The sequence below is a fragment of the Cupriavidus basilensis genome (assembly GCF_008801925.2).
Lineage (GTDB): Bacteria > Pseudomonadota > Gammaproteobacteria > Burkholderiales > Burkholderiaceae > Cupriavidus > Cupriavidus basilensis.
Genome location: NZ_CP062803.1, coordinates 805,498 through 822,530, shown reverse-complemented (window position 1 = coordinate 822,530; position 17,033 = coordinate 805,498). Strand labels below are relative to the sequence as shown.

The following is a 17,033-nucleotide window of genomic DNA, read 5'->3' as shown; positions in this document are numbered from 1 at the left end:
GCCACGCGGGTCCTCCCAGATCTCCTGGATCTGGATGCCCAGCCGGTCGGCCTGGGGCTCCCAGAACTGGTTTTGCTCCAGCCGGGCCCCGATCGTATGTTTCCAGTAGTTGTAGCCGAAGCCGGAGCAGGCCCCCACCTTGAACGGCTCTCCGCCCGGCAGGACCGCCTGCGCCCAGACCCGCTGGTACAGCACGCCCTCGGCCTTGGTGGCCTTCACTTCATCCGGGCTCAGGCCCAGCCAGCCCATGCCCTGCACAGTCGACACCGAGATCACCCGGTCGTGCGGATTGCAGTAGAGAAAGACGCGCTTGCGCGTGGCGCGTGCCGTGCGGTCCTTGTCCGCCTTGCATGCCGCGTCGCCGTTGCGCGGGGCGCGGTTCATGACCTCGCGGTTGACTTCCTTGTCATCGGCATGCTTACCCGGCCCGTTGCGCACCATGTCGAAAAAGGCCGCCAGGCTCTGGACCCGCGCTTCATGCTTGACCCGTCCGCGCATGGTCGTCAGGTCGTACTGGGAAAAATTGTCGACCCTGATCTTCTGCAGGCTGTAGGGCGCGTTCGCCAGCACGTAGGTATCCGCCACGCCCAGCCCCCCGAGATCCGGGTGATTGGCCCCGAAAAATGCCGAGCCGATGCCGATCATATTGCCCTGGCTGTGGCAGACCACCGTGACCGGGCAGTCCTTGCCGTCGTACCGGGCGCGGTGCAGCTCGCGCACGCGCGCCACCAGCTTGGCCAGGCGCCAGGCGGCAAAGGCCTGGTAGTGGCGAGGCGGACAGTCATAGATCAGCCGGTCGCTGGGGTTCATATCCTGTAACGCCACGCCGAGAAACAGCCCGGTATCGACACCGCCGCCAAACATGTCGGGCAGTGCCGAGCAGCCGTTGGCGAACGGGCCGCCGCCCCAGGCGTCCGCCTCATCGAGCAGGATGTTTCCCCCCACCGTCGCCAGCTCCTCCTTGCTGGCCTTGTAGCCCCAGCGGAAGCGGATCACCGGGCTGTAGCCGGGTACCTGCACAAAGGTATCAGCGTTCATGTCACGGCGGATAAAGCCGTCGTCGGTCAGTTCCCCCTGATAGGTGGCCGGCTGCAATTGCCCGCTGCCCCTGACGCGAAACACCTGATCGGTGTTGCGTTGCAGCCGGGTGTTGAGGCCGGCGCACAGCCCGGCCTCGCTGTCGTCAAACCATTCGCCCATGGAGTTGACACCATGCACGTAGATCACCACGCCGGGCAGGCGCGCGGGATAGTCCACATCCTGCCGCGGGCTTCCGGGCAGGGTCAGTGATTCGGCACTGTAGTCGGCTTGTTGGATCATGTGTGGCTCACGATGCAATGGAAATGGTCATGGCGGCGACGGACGGAAACTGGCGGTGCGTCATGGCAGGGCTGAGCGGGAAACTTCTCGCGGTCAACATCGCGCAACCAGCCCTCGGAGACGTCCCGATCCGCGCCAGCTGAGAATCTATGCACGTTCAGTCCCCTCGCCGTTCGCCCCTGCCTGCGGCATTTGCACGGCAACCGGTCCGCCATCGCCGGACGGCCCTTTACCGAACGTTATCGAGAGCGCTTCCGCCGCGTCCGATGCGTAGAGATCCGTTTCGCCTTTGGCATTACTGACTCCCGTCACCACGCTGCCGTCTGCCTTCACGATCCGGTAAGGCATGTTCGCCACCGGCTGGTTGTCAAGCGGGCGCACCAGTCGGAACAAGCGGCCCGTATCGGCGGCTTCGAATCGCGGCAAGGCACCATGGATGCTCTGCGCGCCCGGCACGTCGAAGTCTCCGGTGTTAAGGTGCACGCGCGTCGGCCCGAAGACATCGACGCAGCCGTCGGCGATACGGATACCCGCATTGCCGCTCATGAAGGTGATGCTGGCCTTGGCGTTGAGCAGAATCGCGCCATGGGTGGCCGTCATCGTGATGTCGTTCAACGCATTGGTCATGACGCTGCCGCCCTGCGCTTGCGTCATGACATTGCCCTTGTGGGCAAGGGTGCGGATGTCACCGCTGTGCGCAAAGCTGCTGATCCCCTGACCCGCGTTGACGATGAACCGCTGCCCCGCCGTCAGGTGCTGGTTGAGCCTGGAGACGGTGTCGATATGCTTGCCGGCATAGGTAGTCAGCACCCTGGGCGTGGCGAACGCCATACCCGCCGGTGCATAGGCTCCGATCAGGGGCTGACCTCCCTCGCCTGGCGCATCTTGATGATTGTTGGCGCCAGCGTGCCATTCCTTGACGGCCTGCGTGAGCCTGGCCTGCGGCTCGGTGTCGGCGGCCAGTCCTTCATGCGCATGGCCATAGTCGCCCAACGACCTGGCCGCCTCCAACGCCGCTTCCATGCAGCGGATGAACTCGTCGCGCGACAGGTGCCCACCCACTGCGGCGGCCTGCCCTTCCGCGGTAAAGAACAAGCCCTTCCCGCCGCGTACGGCACCGTGGCCGTCGGTGCGCAGATCAAAGCCTTCGCCGCGCTTGTCTTTGCGCCCGGCATTGTCGGGCACCCCGGTCAGATAGCCCAGATTCAGCTGCGAGGCCTGGTGATCGGAGGACAGTTGCGCCTGTATCTGGTCCTGCGTGTCGTCCATCAACAGATGGTTGTGACGCTCGCCAAACAACTCCTTGCTTCGAATCCCTGACAGCGCATGCTGCCCCGGCAGCGCCCACGGCGGCATGTTGAGCTGGTTCGGTGCCCGCCCGACGATCAGCGGGCAGTCCGGATCGCCGTTGAGGAAGGCAACAATGACCTCCTGGCCGATACGCGGAATATGCATGGCGCCAAACTGCTCGCCGGACCAGCCGTTGACGACACGAATCCACGGTGAGGAGTTCTCGTCGTGCTTCCCATAGCGGTCCCATTCAAACTGGATGTTCACGCTCCCGTGCTCATCGCACCAGATTTCCTGGTTCTTCGGCCCGGTCACGACCGCCCGCTGCAGGCCGGCGACGCGCGGCTTGCCGACCGTACGCGGCGGACGGAAGACTTCGTCGGTGGGATGGCCTTCAAAAGCCACACGGCAGGCAAACCGCTGCCGGCTGCCGGACTCGCCGCCGACGTCCTCCAGGTCGAACGTCGTGCTGGTCACGAGGTACTCCCGGTTCAACGCGGGATTGCCGTGATTGCTCACCATGTAGGTGCAGCCCGGCGCCACGCCACGCAAGGCACCGACACCACGCACGCGCCGGCCCCGGGCACGGCGCTCTTCCATGCGAATCCTCGCCCGCATGTCGCCTACCGCCGGCTCGACATAGTCGCCCGGGTACTCGTAGCGCTCAAAGTCGGCAAAGCCGGTTTCGCGTGGCTGGCTGTTGTCGGTGGTCAGGTCCGCCCGCGGCTTGCGGAAGTCATAGTCTTTCAGCGTGACCTTGCCCGTGCGCAAGCGGTTGACCGGATCGAGGCGCACCAGGTGTTCCTGATCCACCTTGAATCCATGCGGATAGATGGGCAGCGTGTGATAGGCCTCACTGGGGAAACTGCGATACGCCCCCGTTTCGGAGGCCAGGATCAGCCGATGGTGCCCGCCGTCGTGCTCAAAGAAGTACGTGATGCCATATTCTTCGGTCAGGCGCTGGATGAAATGGGCATCGGTTTCGCCGCTCTGCACTTCCCAGACCAGCTTGGGGTAGATCGATACGTCAAGACGCTTCTCCACCGAGAACGGATAGTCCGCCAGGACCTCATCCAGGATCTCGATGACGGTCCTCTTCTGGAAGGGCTTGAAATCCGAAGTCTGTGTGGCGAGCCACAACCAGGGTCGCAGCGTGAACCGGTACAGGCGATTCTCCGCAGCGCCGCCAACCTGTTCGATCTCCGAGATGACACCCGTGATCTCCCGCTGCCCGGCACCAACACCGCCCAGCAGGCCCGTGCCCATGCCATCGAGCTCGATCGTCACCGTCATCTCGCGCCCGATCATGTCATCGGGGTCCGCCTCGGCGAGGAACTGCTTGGCCGCGGGCGAGACCGCTCGCAGATCCACCTTGTAAGTAAAGAGTTCGCTCAAGCCTTCATGGCCGGAGAGCCGCACAAATTCCAGCTGCGGCTGCCCGAGCAGGTCAGGGATGGCTGCACTGGAGACGCCGACTGTCCGGCGCCGTCTTGCCATGCGGTTCAGCGATCCCGCCGGCTACGTCAGGCGTGGCCGGCGGGCACTGTCATGACAATCAGGCTTCCTTGTTGCCCTTGATGTCGTAGCCCGCGGTCACGGCGCCGCCGCTGCCGCCCTGGGCGTTCTGCACCACGTACTCCTGCTTGATCTTGGAGAACGACAGCGATACCTTCTCGCGCATGCGCAACTCGTCATCCACCGAACCCTTCGGGCTCACCTTGGTGACGACCACGTCGGTCATGGTGAGCTTCAGGTATTCGAGCGGATTGCCGCCGGCCTTGCGCACGACCAGCACCGCTTCGTTGATGTGCTTGCCGGTCAGGCAGTACTTCATCAGGTTGGGCGAAGCGCGATCGATGAAGTGGTCGAAGGACAGGTCCGACACGGTGGCCTTGCCGGCGCCGCCGCCGCTGCCCGCGTGCATGGTGGACTGCTGCTCGATGCTCCAGTCCCAGGCCAGCACTTCGATTTCGTTCTTGTGCGAGGTGTCCTGCGACTCGCCGTCGATGCCGTTGATCTTCAGGAAAATGTCCTGTGCCATTGCAAAACTCCTTCACGTTAAGACAGGTACTGCAGACAAGAGCCACAACAAGGCCCCCGCCCCCAAGGGATCAGGGGCGGGGGTGCCTGATGCGGGACTACCGGTACATTTCAGGCTTCGGACGACGCTCAGGCGGCGTCCTTGACCGATGGCAGGCGCGCCACCAGTCGCAGCGACACCGTCAGGCCTTCGAGCTGGAAGTGCGGGCGCAGGAAGAACTTGGCGCTGTAGTAGCCGGGGTTGCCTTCCATTTCCTCGACGACCACTTCGGCGGCCGCGAGCGGACGGCGGGCCTTGGTCTCCTGCGAGGAGTTGGCCGGGTCGGCGTCAACGTAGTTCATGATCCATTCGTTGAGCCAGCGCTGCATGTCCTCGCGCTCCTTGAAAGCCCCGATCTTGTCGCGCACGATGCACTTCAGGTAGTGGGCGAAGCGCGAGCAGGCAAACAGGTAGGGCAGCCGTGCCGACAGGTTGGCGTTGGCCGTCGCGTCGGCGTCGTAATACTCGGCCGGCTTTTGCATCGACTGCGCGCCGATGAAGGCCGCATAGTCGGTGTTCTTGCGGTGGACCAGCGAGATAAAGCCGTTCTTCGACAACTCAGCTTCACGGCGATCTGAGATGGCGATCTCGGTCGGGCACTTCATGTCGAGGCCGCCATCGTCGGTCGGGAAGGTGTGGCACGGCAGGTTCTCCACCACACCACCGCTCTCCACGCCGCGGATCAGCGTGCACCAGCCGTACAGCTTGAACGAGCGGTTGATGTTCACCGCCATGGCGTAGGCGGCGTTGCTCCACACATACTTGCGGTGATCGGCGCCGTCGGTGTCTTCCTCGAAGTCGAATTCATCAACCGGGTTGGTCTTGATGCCGTATGGCAAGCGCGACAGGAAGCGCGGCATGGCCAGCCCCACGTAGCGTGCGTCTTCCGAGTTGCGCAGGCTGTTCCACGGCGCGTATTCCAGGTTCTGGAAGATCTTGGACAGGTCGCGCGGGTTGGCCAGCTCCTGCCACGAGTCCATCTGCAGCACGGACGGCGATGCGCCGGCGATGAACGGCGCATGGGCGGCCGCCGAGATCTTGGCGAGCGAACCCAGCAGCTCCACGTCGGGCGGGGTGTGGTCGAAGTAGTAGTCGGCGACCAGGCAGCCGTACGGTTCGCCGCCGAGCTGGCCGTATTCCTCTTCGTAGATGCGCTTGAAGAACGGGCTCTGGTCCCAGCCGATGCCCTTGTACCGGCGCAGCGTGCGACGCAGGTCGTCCTTGGACACATCCATCACGCGGATCCGCAGCTTGTCGTCGGTCTCGGTGTTCGAGACCAGGTGATGCAGGCCGCGCCAGGCCGACTCCAGCTTCTGGAATGCTTCGTGGTGCAGGATCAGGTTGATCTGCTCGGAGAGCTTCGTGTCGATGGCGCCGATGATGGCTTCGATGCTCTTGTACGCATCGTCGCTCATGGTGAACGAGCTGGCGAGCGCCTGCTCGGCCAGGGTCTTGACGGCGAGATCGACGGCTTCGCGGGCCTGGTCGGTCTTGGGCGAGAACTCGCGGCTGATCAGTGCCGCGAAGTCCGATTGCTCTACGGTCGCGAGGGCTTGCTGTTGCTTTTGTTGGGCGGAAGCCATGGAATCCTTGCTTGATAAGGTTGTTCAGGTAGGCAAGAAGCCGTTCCGGTCAGGCCTGGGACGCCTGGGCGTCGCCATCGGTAGCCTGGGGCTTGGGCGCCTTGGCGAGCGATTGCAGCAGCGCGGGGTCCTGCAGCAGCTGATTGATCAGCGATTCGGCACCCGACTTGCCATCCATGTACGTCTGCAGGTTCGCGAGTTGCGTGCGGGCCTCCAGCAATTGCCGCAGCGCATCGACCTTGCCGGCCACCGCCGCTGGCGAGAAGTCCTCGATGCTCTCGAAGGTCATGTCGACCATCAGCTGGCCGCCGCCGGCCAGCGTATTGGGAACCGCGAACGCAACACGAGGCTTCATCGCCTTCATGCGCTCGTCGAAGTTGTCGATATCGATCTCGAGGAACTTGCGGTCGGCGACCGGCGGCAGCGGCTCGGCGGGCTTGCCCGACAGGTCGGCCAGGACGCCCATCACGAAGGGCAACTCGATGCGCTTCTCCGAGCCATAGACCTCGACGTCGTACTCGATCTGCACACGCGGCGCGCGATTGCGCGCGATGAATTTCTGCGAACTGTTCACAACAGACATAGGTCTCCTCAACGGGTGACAAGAGGGGTTGCAAGGACGTGCCGCACGGCGTCAGGCCGCTTCGGCTTCGGGATATTCCGGCCCAACAGCGTCGTGGCCGGCACGGTACTCGGTGTGATAGGTCAGTACAGGCGCATCTGGCGGTTCTCCCGCCAGCCGGATGTCGATCGCGGCCAGCTGGCGCTTCTCCGATATCGCCGACAGCCACAGGCGAGCCAGTTGCGGCTGGACGACCTGCTCGATAAAGCTGATCAAACGGCGAGCTCCGGTTTCGCCAACCGGGCAGCGCGCCACGATGAACTCGACCACGGCGTCGCCATAGCTGAGCGCAATGCCGTGCTGGTCGTGCATGCGTGCCACGACGCGGCCCAGGTGCAGGCGCACGATGCGCCCGAGGTGTTCGGCGGCAAGCGGCAGGTAGGGCACGATCACCAGGCGGCCGAGGAACGCCGCCGGGAAGACTTTGCGCAGCTCCGGCATCAGCGCGTCGCGCAGCGCGGCGGGCTCCGGCATCAGCGCCGGGTCTTCGCAGAGATTCGCCAGGAGATCCGAGGCAGCGTTGCTGGTAAGCAGCAGGATGGTGTTCTTGAAGTCGATGTGGCGCCCTTCGCCGTCTTCCATGTAGCCCTTGTCGAACACCTGATAGAAGACTTCGTGGACGTCGGCATGCGCCTTCTCGACCTCGTCAAGCAGCACCACGCTGTAGGGCCGGCGGCGCACCGCTTCGGTCAGCACGCCCCCTTCGCCGTAGCCGACATAGCCCGGCGGTGCGCCCTTGAGGGTCGACACCGTGTGCGGCTCCTGGAATTCGGAGAGGTTGATGGTGATGAGGTTCTGCTCGCCGCCATAGAGGGCATCGGCCAGCGCCAGGGCCGTCTCGGTCTTGCCGACGCCGGAGGGGCCTACCAGCAGGAACACGCCGACCGGCTTGCCGGGATCGGTCAATTGCGCGCGGGCGGTCTGGACGCGCTCGCCAAGCTGGGCCAGCGCGTGGTCCTGGCCGATGACGCGAGTGCCAAGGGTCTGCGGCAACCGCATGACCGTGGCCACCTCGTCCGCGACCATGCGCCCGACCGGGATGCCCGTCCAGTCGGCGACAATGGCCGCGACCACGGCTTCGTCCACTTCCGTGTACACAAGCGGCGCTTCCCCTTGCGCCGCACGCAGGTCGGCTTCCAGCTCTGCCAGAGACTGCTGAGGCTGCGCCGTGATCGCCGGCTCGATCACCGGCTCGATCACCGGCTCGATCGCCGGGTGTTGGGCCAGCGCCTGCCGGCGTGCAACCAGGTCGCTCGCCAGGCTTCGTTCGCGCTCCCAGCGCGCTTCGGCCTGCGCCAGGTCGGCATCGATCTGCGCGCGCTGGGCATGCACGACGGCTATCCGCGCGGCATCTGCTTTGCCGAAGCCGGCTTCCTTGGCGAGCAGCGCACATTCGGCGTCGGCAGCGGCCAGTTGCTGGCGCAAGTGCTCGACTTCCGCCGGTGGGGCGTGCAGTGACAGCGCCACGCGGGCGCAAGCGGTGTCGAGCAGGCTGATGGCCTTGTCCGGCAACTGCCGGGAGGGGATATAACGATGCGAGAGCTTGACGGCGGCACGCACCGCTTCGTCGCGGATGAACACCCGGTGGTGCGCCTCGAAGGTGGCGACCAGCCCCCGCACCATGGCGACAGCCTTGGCTTCTTCCGGCTCCATCACCTGCAGGACCTGGAACCGGCGCGTGAGCGCCGGATCTTTCTCGATGTGGCGCTTGTATTCGCTCCAGGTGGTAGCACCAATCGTGCGCAGCGCGCCTCGCGCGAGCGCCGGCTTGAGCAGATTGGCAGCGTCGCCCGTGCCGGCCTGGCCGCCGGCGCCGACCAGCGTGTGGACTTCATCCACAAACAGGATCACCGGCGTCTGGGACCTGGCGGCTTCCTCCAGCACGCCTTTCAGCCGCGCCTCGAATTCACCTTTCATGCTGGCGCCGGCCAGCAGCGCCCCGACGTCGAGACTCAGGAGCCGGATATCCTTCAAGCTCGGCGGCACCGTGCCGGCAGCGATGGCCTGGGCGAGCCCCTCGATGACGGCGGTCTTGCCAACCCCAGCCTCTCCCGTCAAAAGCGGATTGTTCTGGCGGCGGCGCAGCAGGATATCCGTCATGGTGCGGATCTCGTGCTCACGGCCAATCACCGGATCCAGCCGGCCGGCGCGGGCCTCCTCGGTCAGGTCGAGGCAGTACTGGCCAAGGGCAGACTTGCCGGAACCCGTGGGCGCCATGGCGCCGCTGGCCTCGCCAGGCGTGGCCGGTGCGAGGCCACTGCCGTCGTAGGCCGCTTCCCGGCTTTCGGGCGACTGCGCGACCAACACGGGAACGGCTTCGACCAGGTCATCGGCACGTACCTTCGCGAACTGATTCGAGATGCCCAGCACCGTACGGCGCAGTTCCGGCGTCTTGAGCAGTGCGCTCAGCAGGTAGGCGCCGCGCACGTGGTCATCGGCGAAGGCAAGCGTCGCGTAGACCCACGCCCGCTCCATGGCGGACTCGATCTGGAACGAGAAGTCGCTGATCGACGTGGCGCCGGCTGGCAGCAAGCCCAGCGCGCGCGTCAGGTCGGCTTCCAGGGCGGGCAGGTCGGCGCCGGCATGGCGCAGGATCCGCTGAAAGTCGCCATCGGGGGCCTGCAGCAACTGGTGCAGCCAATGCACAAGCTCCACGTACGGGTTGCCGCGGAGTTTGCAGAAGGCGGTCGCGCTTTCGATCGCCTTGAATAGGGTGGGATTGAGTCGGCCGAACAGCGCCTGACGCGAAATGTCCATTTGATGCCTTGCTCTTTTTTTGAATGATCGACTGCGATCGACTGCGCTTGCCCGATGGAGTCCTTGCGATGGAGTCATTGATTAACCCCTTTTTAGGATATGGCAAAAACATTAGATGCGTAAACCCCTTCGGCAATCATCACAGAGCGGCTTGCGTGACCAGACAGGAAGCCAGATCGCCGTGGATTCGTGGCAGTCAAATAGCCAAAATTAACCAATACGCGCGCGTCTATCACGTCCACGCGCGCGTCTATCACGTCCAGCATGGAGGCACAGCAAGTTGCGACTATCACGGAACGAGACATGAAAAATTCGGAAATTTCCCAATATGGATTCCGAAAAAATTCGGCGCTTTATAGGACAATGTCGACGTTTTTATAGGACAAGTCCTAAAAATATTAGGACGATGTATCATTAATTCGAATCCACCTCGAAGACCGCAATTAATGACATCCGCTTGCATTTTGTCTAGCCGCGATTTTCGATTATCATCGGGCCCATTCCTGAACCTATCACTAGCGAGGCAAGGTCATGAGCGACTCGCAGACCCTCCCGGCAGGGACCGGCGCCACCGCCCCCGGATTCGACCGCGATAGCGATATGCCCTGGCCTTGGGATGCGCTCGGCGGGATGCACCCGGGCACTGCCGATCCGTTCTCGGTGCTGAGACCAGCCGCTGGCGAGCGCACAGCGCAAACAGCTGCCCCCGATCGGACTAACGTGCTCGAGCATCTCAAACGCGAAGCCGAGGCGGCGCTGCGCGATCCCGACTACGTGAGCGCCGACCTGGAGGCCAGCACTGGGGTGGCATCGGTTGTACCGGCGGAGATCGCGCGGAACCCGCTGCAGATGCTCGCACGCGAGGCCGACCCTACCCACAGCTTGATGGACATGCTTGCCACCGCCGGCCACATCAACGCCCTGATTGGCTCCCCGCAGACCCTGGATGCCCCCCCGCTCTTTGTGATCCCGCCCGCGCCGGACGTGCTCTGGCTCTTCGCAGGGGACATCGTGCCCACCAGGCGCCGTGACGTGGCCGCCCCCCTTACCCGCCGCGAACACCACCTCGTCTCGATGGATAGCGCCTACCGCCCTGCACAGGCACAACCGCAAAAGCCAACGCCAACGCCGGAGCCCGATCATGGCGCTTGATACGCAAGCCCCCGAAAGCACACGCGACGCCGGGCTATCGTCGGTCCTGCGCCGAACCGGTTCGGCCGCCGGCGCGCTCCGCGCAGCGGAAGGCCTGGTGCGCCTGCAGCCCGGCTCATTTGACTCCCGTTGGCAGCTATTCCAGTGGCTGTGCGTGGTTGGCGACTGGACGCGCGCGCTCCGGCAACTGCAGGTGGCCACGCAGCTCGCACCCGACTTTGCGCAAACCGCGCATGTCTACCGCGACTTGATCCGCGCGGAGGTGTTCCGGTGCGAGGTCTTCGCAGGCCGGCGCGCCCCCGGCTCCCTGCTACCGGCCCCGGCCTGGATGCCCGGGCTGCACGTCGCGCTGGTACAAACCAAAGCCGGTGACATCGCCGCCGCCGATAGCAGCCGCAACCTGGCACTGTCGGAGGTCCCGGCCTCGCCCGGCATGCACGACGGTGTGCGCTTCGCGTGGATCACCGACACCGACACGCGCCTGGGCCCGACCTGCGAAATCGTGGCGGCGGGCCGCTACGCCTGGCTGCCTTTTGCCCAGATGCAAAAGCTTGAGCTGGCCGAGCCTGCCGGCTTGCTCGATCTGCTGTGGCGCCCGGCCACCGTGACGCTCTCCGACGGTGTGGTCAGCCGTGGCTTCATGCCGGTGCGCTACCCTGACTCTGAGCAGGGCAGCGACGCCATCCGGCTCGCCCGCGAAACCAGCTGGGCCGAAGTAGGCGAAACCGGTGTCATCGGATTCGGCCAGAAGACCTGGATGACGGATGCGGGCGATGTGGCCATGCTCGATGTGGCGACCCTCACTCTGGTTACCGGGCATGGCTGACCACCGCCCGCCGCGGGTACCGCGCCGCCCGAATACGCAGCTGCTGCCGACGCTCTTTGACCGGCTGCACGACGACGCGCCCCAACGGCAGACCGAAAGCGCGAACGAATACACCGTCACACGCGCCCAGATGCGCGAGATCATCCAGCGCGATCTCACTTATCTGCTCAATACCACCAACCGCGAGGATGAGATCGATCGCCAGCGCTATCCCGCTGCCGCTGCATCGACGATCAACTATGGGGTACCACCGGTCGCCGGCAGTTACCTGTCCGAGCATAAGTGGAACGACATCGTCAACATCGTCAGGCGCGCCATCCTGGACTTCGAGCCCCGGCTCATTCCCGGCTCGCTGGACGTGAAGCCGCTTTTGAAGGAAGACGCGCCGCAGCGCTACAACACCCTGGTTTTCGAGATCAAGGGCCTGATCCATATGGACCCGTACCCGATGGCATTCACTGCCCAAAGCTCGCTCGACCTGGAAACCAGCCGGATGAGCGTCCAATCGATTCACACCACCTGACGCCATGGATCCGCAACTGCTCGACTATTACAACCGCGAGCTCGTCTACATGCGCGAGCTGGCCGCGGAATTCGCCAATCAGCACCCGAAGGTGGCGAGGCGCCTGGGCATGCATGGCACCGAGGTGGCCGATCCCTATGTGGAACGCCTGATCGAGGCGTTCTGCTTTCTGTCGGCGCGCACCCAGATCAAGCTCGATGCGGAGTTTCCGCGCTTTACGCAGCGGCTGCTGGAGGTGGTCTACCCGAACTACGTTGCGCCGACGCCGTCGATTGCTGTCGCACAGTTCCGCCCCAGCCGGATCGCGGGCAATCTTGCCCGCGGCGTGGCGGTGCCGCGCGGCGCGCAGCTCGATGCCGCGCCGGCGCCGGGCGAGAAGACGGCCTGCCAGTTCAGGACCACGCAACCGCTGACGCTGTGGCCGCTCGAAATCACCGAAGCCCGGCTCACTGGCATTCCACCGGACATTCGCGGGCTGGAACGCTACGTGCCTGCCCACCTGACGGTACAGGGAGCGCTGCGCCTACGCCTGCGCTGCACGCGCGAGGCCAACTTCGATCAATTGCCCGGCCTGGACCAGTTGCCAGTTTATCTGTGCGGGGACGACCAGATCGCCTCGCACCTGTTCGAACTCTTGCACAGCGCCGGCGTCGCCACGCTGATCGGGCAGCCCGGCGCCATGAGCGAACGCCCCTACGCGGTGACAGAGGATGCCGTCAGCTATGTGGGCATGGGTCCGGGCGAAGGCGCGCTGCCGTTGCCGTGGAACAACTTCTTTGGGCACAACCTGTTGCATGAGTATTTCGCGTGCCCGCAGCGCTTCTACTTCTTCGGCCTCAACAAGCTGGCACAAGGGCTCGGCCGGATCCGCGGCAAGGAAGCCGAGATCGTCGTGTTGCTGTCAAAGCCGCCTGGCAATCTGACCAGCCAGGTCGACCGGGATCAGTTCGCGCTCTTTTGCACCCCGGTGGTCAATCTGTTCCCGAAACGCACCGATCGCATCGAGATCACACCCGGGCGCACCGACTTCCATTTGGTCGCCGACCGACAGCATCCGCTCGACTACGAGATCTATGCCGTCAAGCAGCTCTCCGGGCAAAAGTCCGAGCACAGTGCCAGCATTGCCTTTCAGCCGCTCTTTGCCACGCTCAACAGTGACGAGGGCAATCACGGCCGCTACTTTTCCCTGCGGCGCGAGCGCCGGATGCTCTCGGAGCAGGCTCGCAAGTACGGCACTCGCACCGCATACGTCGGTACCGAGCTGTTCGTGTCGCTGGTGGACCAGCACGAGGCCCCTTACCCGGACACCTTGCGCTACCTGTCGGTGGAGTCACTGGTCACCAATCGCGACTTGCCCAATCTGGTACCGCGCGATGGCCTGCACGACCTGACCCCGGCGGCATCCATCCCCGTGGACGGGATCGGCCTGATCCGTGCGCCGTCGGCACCTCGGCCACCTTATGCGGACGGCGAAATGGCCTGGCGGCTGATTCGGCTATTGGGCTTCAACTACCTGTCGCTGACCGACCTGGAACATCGCTCGGGCGGCCAGGGTCTGCGTGACATGCTGCGGCTTTTCGTGGCGAGCGACGATCTGGCGCACCAGGCGCAGATCCAGAGCCTGATCGGCTCGAAGGTGGAGCCGGTCATGCGACGGCTGCCGGGCAACGGCCCGTTGATCTACGGCCGTGGCATCCAGTGCCAGCTTACCGTGGACGAAGGCGGCTTCTCCGGCATCAGCCCATACCTGTTTGGCGTGGTGCTGGAGCATTTCCTGGCGCGTCACGTGTCAGTCAACGTCTTCACGCAGACCGAACTGCACTCGATGCAACGCGGCCTGGTGCATCGTTGGCCCGTGCGCATGGGCGGCCGTAGCGCCGTGTAGCCATGTACAAAGGACACGACGACAACGCGCCGCCAGCGCTAACGGCCCCGGCGCCGCCAGGAAGCTACGCCGGCCAGGCGCCGTGGAAGCTGAGCTTTCTGGGGCTCCTGCGGCATCTGTCCGCCCGGCACCCTGACTTGCCCCCGATCGGGCAGGCCAGCCGGCCGCGCGACGAGCCATTCCGGGCTGGCCAGCAGGCCGCGCTCACATTCGCGCCCCGCGAGATCGCGCAGGTGCAGCCGCTGCCTGGCCGGCTCAAGGTGCAGTTGTTTGGCCTGGGCATGCTGGGGCCGAATGGGGCACTGCCGATCCACCTGACGGAAATCGTACGGGAGCGCAGTGAAACACACCGGGACAGCACCACCGCCGATTTTCTGGATCTGTTCCACCATCGCGCCTTCACGCAGTTCTACCGTGCCTGGGCAGGCTCGCAAGCCGCAGCGGGCCTCGATCGGCGCGACGACGAGGTGTTCTCCCGCTATATCGGCTGGCTGACGGGCAACGAAGCCGAAGAGATCGCGCGCAGTCCCCTGCCCCCGCACGCGCGGCTCGCCGCCGGTGCGCACCAGGTGCGCGAAGCACGCAATCCCGATGGCATTGCGGCCACGCTCTCGCACTTCTTCGGGGTATCCGTCAGGCTGGAGGAATATGTGCTGCACTGGATCGCCATCGATCCGGCCGAACACAGCCGCCTGGGGCATCCGGGCGCCCCCAGCGTCATGGGACAAGGCGCCATGCTTGGCGAGATGGTACCGGACCGGCAACACAAGTTCCGGCTGGTGATCGGTCCGCTCGGGCTGCAGCAGTACCTGAACTTTACGCCCAACGGCCGGGACCTTCCAACGCTCATTGAATGGGTGCGCGCCTTCGTGGGCCATGAATTCGTTTGGGAAGCCGAGCTGCAGGTGATCCCTGACTCGGCGCCACCCGCCATCCTGGGCTCGCAGGAACGCCTGGGCTGGTCTACGTGGCTGGGCGAACCGGATCGCAGCCGCGCCATCACCGGCATGGTGTTCGAGCCCGAACACTACGCGACACATTGACCATGAAAGCCAAAACCAAGTCCGTACCGGCGCCAAGACCTGAATTTCCCTTCCCGGAGCTGCTGGAACCGGTCTCTCCCGACAGGCCATGCGGCGATGACCTGGAGTACGACCCTGAATTCGTCGTGCTTCTGGCCAAGGCCGCTCCGAAGGCGGACGCACAGTACGGCGACTTCGTCAGTGAGCCGGAAGCCTGCAACTGGGCCGAGCTGGAGCGCGACTGCCAGCGCCTGCTCTTGCGAACGCGCGACATCCGCATTTTGGTGCTGCAGCTGCGGTGCCGTACTCGGCTAGCCCAGACGGCCGGGCTGAGAGACGGCCTCGCGGCGCTGGCGCAACTGCTGACGAAATGGCCGGATGCGATCCATCCGCAATTGATGGTCGATGGCGAAGCCGATCCTGCCATGCGCGCCAACGCACTGGCCGCACTGGCCGACCCGGACGGGCTGATGCGGGACGCGCGGGCGTTGACGATCACGGGCAATGCCGCGCTTCGGCTGCAGGTCCGGGACGTCGAGCGTTCGCTCGGTGTGCCACGGCCCGTGGACGCCCCGCCGCCGGAATCGGTGCGCCTGCAATTGCAGGATTTGCGCCAGCAGCACAGCCCCGCCCTCCTCGCATTGGACGAAGCCGCGGGATATGCCGCTGCCATCGACGACTGGGCAAAAGCCAACCTCCAGGACGACCGCCCCGACCTGAGCCCGCTGCTCAAGCTACTCGGCACGATGACGGGCAATGTCGCTGCCGCCGCCGCGCCGCGGCCCGATCTGAGCGTCGCGGCCCCGGCAGGCGACGGTGCCGCAGGTGGTCTTTCCCCTGGAGCGACCACCGAGCATGCAGCCACCGACATGCCGCGGGACCGCGATGGTGCCCTCGCCGACATCCGCTCCGCGCGTCAATGGTTCGAACTACATGAACCCAGCAGCCCCGTAGCGCTACTGCTCAGGCAAGCCGAGCGGCTGACCGGCAAACGCTTCGATGAAGTGTTCCAGGCCATCCCGGCCGAGCTGGTGGAGCGCTGGGCACAGGACAATTCGTGATCTTCCAACCGTTCGGGGAGTGCATCGTTCCATGCATCTTTAAGTAGGCTCGGAGACACCAGAACGTATTGTTTCGAGCGGCTGCCCCGGTCACCGGCGTGGGTCGCGCCACCAACGCTGACGCAGGTCCGCCATCAAGACAAAAAAAAAGCCCCTGAATCCCAGGGGCTTTTTCTCAACGTCTTGTGCAGCGGCAACCGCTAAATCAACCAGCGAAGTTCTTGCTGGCGAAGTCCCAGTTCACGACGTTCCAGAATGCCTCGACATACTTCGGGCGGGCATTGCGGTAGTCGATGTAGTAAGCGTGTTCCCACACGTCGCAGGTCAGCAGCGGCTTGGCGTCGGTGGTCAGCGGGGTAGCGGCGTTGGAGGTCGAGACCAGGTCCAGCGAGCCGTCGGCCTTCTTCACCAGCCAGGCCCAGCCCGAACCGAAGGTGCCGACTGCGGTCTTGGTGAATTCTTCCTTGAACTTGTCGAAGGAGCCGAACTTGGCGTTGATGGCATCAGCCAGCGCGCCGGTCGGTTGGCCGCCGCCGTTGGGCTTGAGCGAGTCCCAGTAGAAGGTGTGGTTCCACACCTGGGCGGCGTTGTTGAAGATGCCGCCGGAGGACTTCTTGACGATCTCTTCGAGCGTCGAGTTCTCGAACTCGGTGCCCTTGATCAGGTTGTTCAGGTTGGTGACGTAGGTCTGGTGGTGCTTGTCGTGGTGGAACTCCAGGGTCTCCTTGGAGATGTGCGGAGCGAGCGCATCATGAGCGTAAGGCAGCGGGGGGAGAGTATGTTCCATTGTTCTGTCTCTTTCTGTGGGGTTGAAGATCAGGAATTGTCGATTGTAGGGGACTTGCCATACCCGCGCAAACGCGGCAAACAAAGCCCCTTCGATCATATTAGTTTGATCGATATGCAAGCGCT

Annotated in this window: 12 protein-coding genes and 1 pseudogene; 6 read left to right on the top strand and 7 right to left on the bottom strand. The window is 64.5% G+C overall.

The annotated features are described in order from the left end of the window. Window positions 1–291: 291 nt before the first annotated feature. The 6 genes and pseudogenes from F7R26_RS41930 to tssH all read right to left on the bottom strand — a co-directional run. Window positions 292–1,200 (bottom strand): annotated as a pseudogene (locus tag F7R26_RS41930) (T6SS effector phospholipase Tle3 domain-containing protein); the annotation flags it as partial. Between the two features lie 267 nt (window positions 1,201–1,467). After that, window positions 1,468–4,107 (bottom strand): type VI secretion system Vgr family protein, encoded by a 2,640-nt coding sequence (locus tag F7R26_RS03690; RefSeq protein ID WP_150988720.1) that lies wholly within the window; start codon window positions 4,105–4,107, stop codon window positions 1,468–1,470. A gap of 58 nt (window positions 4,108–4,165) precedes the next feature. Beyond that, a complete protein-coding gene (locus F7R26_RS03685) occupies window positions 4,166–4,651 on the bottom strand; it encodes an Hcp family type VI secretion system effector (protein WP_043344077.1) in 486 nt (161 codons plus the stop codon). Window positions 4,652–4,779: 128 nt separating this feature from the next. Continuing rightward, a complete protein-coding gene (gene tssC / locus F7R26_RS03680) occupies window positions 4,780–6,273 on the bottom strand; it encodes a type VI secretion system contractile sheath large subunit (protein ID WP_150988723.1) in 1,494 nt (497 codons plus the stop codon). Between the two features lie 49 nt (window positions 6,274–6,322). After that, window positions 6,323–6,856, bottom strand: a complete 534-nt coding sequence (gene tssB, locus F7R26_RS03675) for a type VI secretion system contractile sheath small subunit (RefSeq protein WP_150988725.1) — start codon at window positions 6,854–6,856, stop codon at window positions 6,323–6,325. A gap of 51 nt (window positions 6,857–6,907) precedes the next feature. Then, complete coding sequence (tssH, locus tag F7R26_RS03670; protein ID WP_150988728.1) at window positions 6,908–9,652, bottom strand: type VI secretion system ATPase TssH; 2,745 nt, start codon at window positions 9,650–9,652, stop codon at window positions 6,908–6,910. Window positions 9,653–10,183: 531 nt separating this feature from the next. Between tssH and F7R26_RS03665 the strand changes: the two genes are divergently transcribed. From F7R26_RS03665 to F7R26_RS03640, 6 genes are read left to right on the top strand one after another with little or no spacing between them, the layout of a single operon-like run. Continuing rightward, window positions 10,184–10,804, top strand: a complete 621-nt coding sequence (locus F7R26_RS03665; protein ID WP_150988731.1) for a TagK domain-containing protein — start codon at window positions 10,184–10,186, stop codon at window positions 10,802–10,804. Then, window positions 10,794–11,630 carry a type VI secretion system accessory protein TagJ gene (locus tag F7R26_RS03660; RefSeq protein ID WP_150988734.1) on the top strand — a complete coding sequence of 279 codons (837 nt, stop codon included), beginning with the start codon at window positions 10,794–10,796 and terminating at the stop codon, window positions 11,628–11,630. Before F7R26_RS03665 ends, F7R26_RS03660 begins: the two co-directional genes overlap by 11 nt. Continuing rightward, complete coding sequence (tssE, locus tag F7R26_RS03655) at window positions 11,623–12,153, top strand: type VI secretion system baseplate subunit TssE (RefSeq protein ID WP_150988737.1); 531 nt, start codon at window positions 11,623–11,625, stop codon at window positions 12,151–12,153. The genes F7R26_RS03660 and tssE overlap by 8 nt, the downstream gene beginning before the upstream one ends. Window positions 12,154–12,157: 4 nt before the next feature. Next, the gene (gene tssF, locus F7R26_RS03650; RefSeq protein WP_150988740.1) at window positions 12,158–14,038 is read left to right on the top strand and encodes a type VI secretion system baseplate subunit TssF; all 1,881 of its coding nucleotides are present in this window, start codon (window positions 12,158–12,160) and stop codon (window positions 14,036–14,038) included. A 2-nt stretch (window positions 14,039–14,040) separates the two neighbouring features. After that, complete coding sequence (tssG, locus tag F7R26_RS03645) at window positions 14,041–15,081, top strand: type VI secretion system baseplate subunit TssG (RefSeq protein WP_150988743.1); 1,041 nt, start codon at window positions 14,041–14,043, stop codon at window positions 15,079–15,081. Between the two features lie 2 nt (window positions 15,082–15,083). After that, entirely contained in the window at window positions 15,084–16,121 is a 1,038-nt protein-coding gene (locus F7R26_RS03640) for a type VI secretion system protein TssA (RefSeq protein WP_150988746.1), read from the top strand. 205 nt (window positions 16,122–16,326) lie between these two features. Here the strand turns inward: F7R26_RS03640 and sodB are convergent, their stop codons facing one another. Then, complete coding sequence (gene sodB / locus F7R26_RS03635) at window positions 16,327–16,908, bottom strand: superoxide dismutase [Fe] (protein ID WP_006157940.1); 582 nt, start codon at window positions 16,906–16,908, stop codon at window positions 16,327–16,329. Window positions 16,909–17,033: the final 125 nt, after the last annotated feature.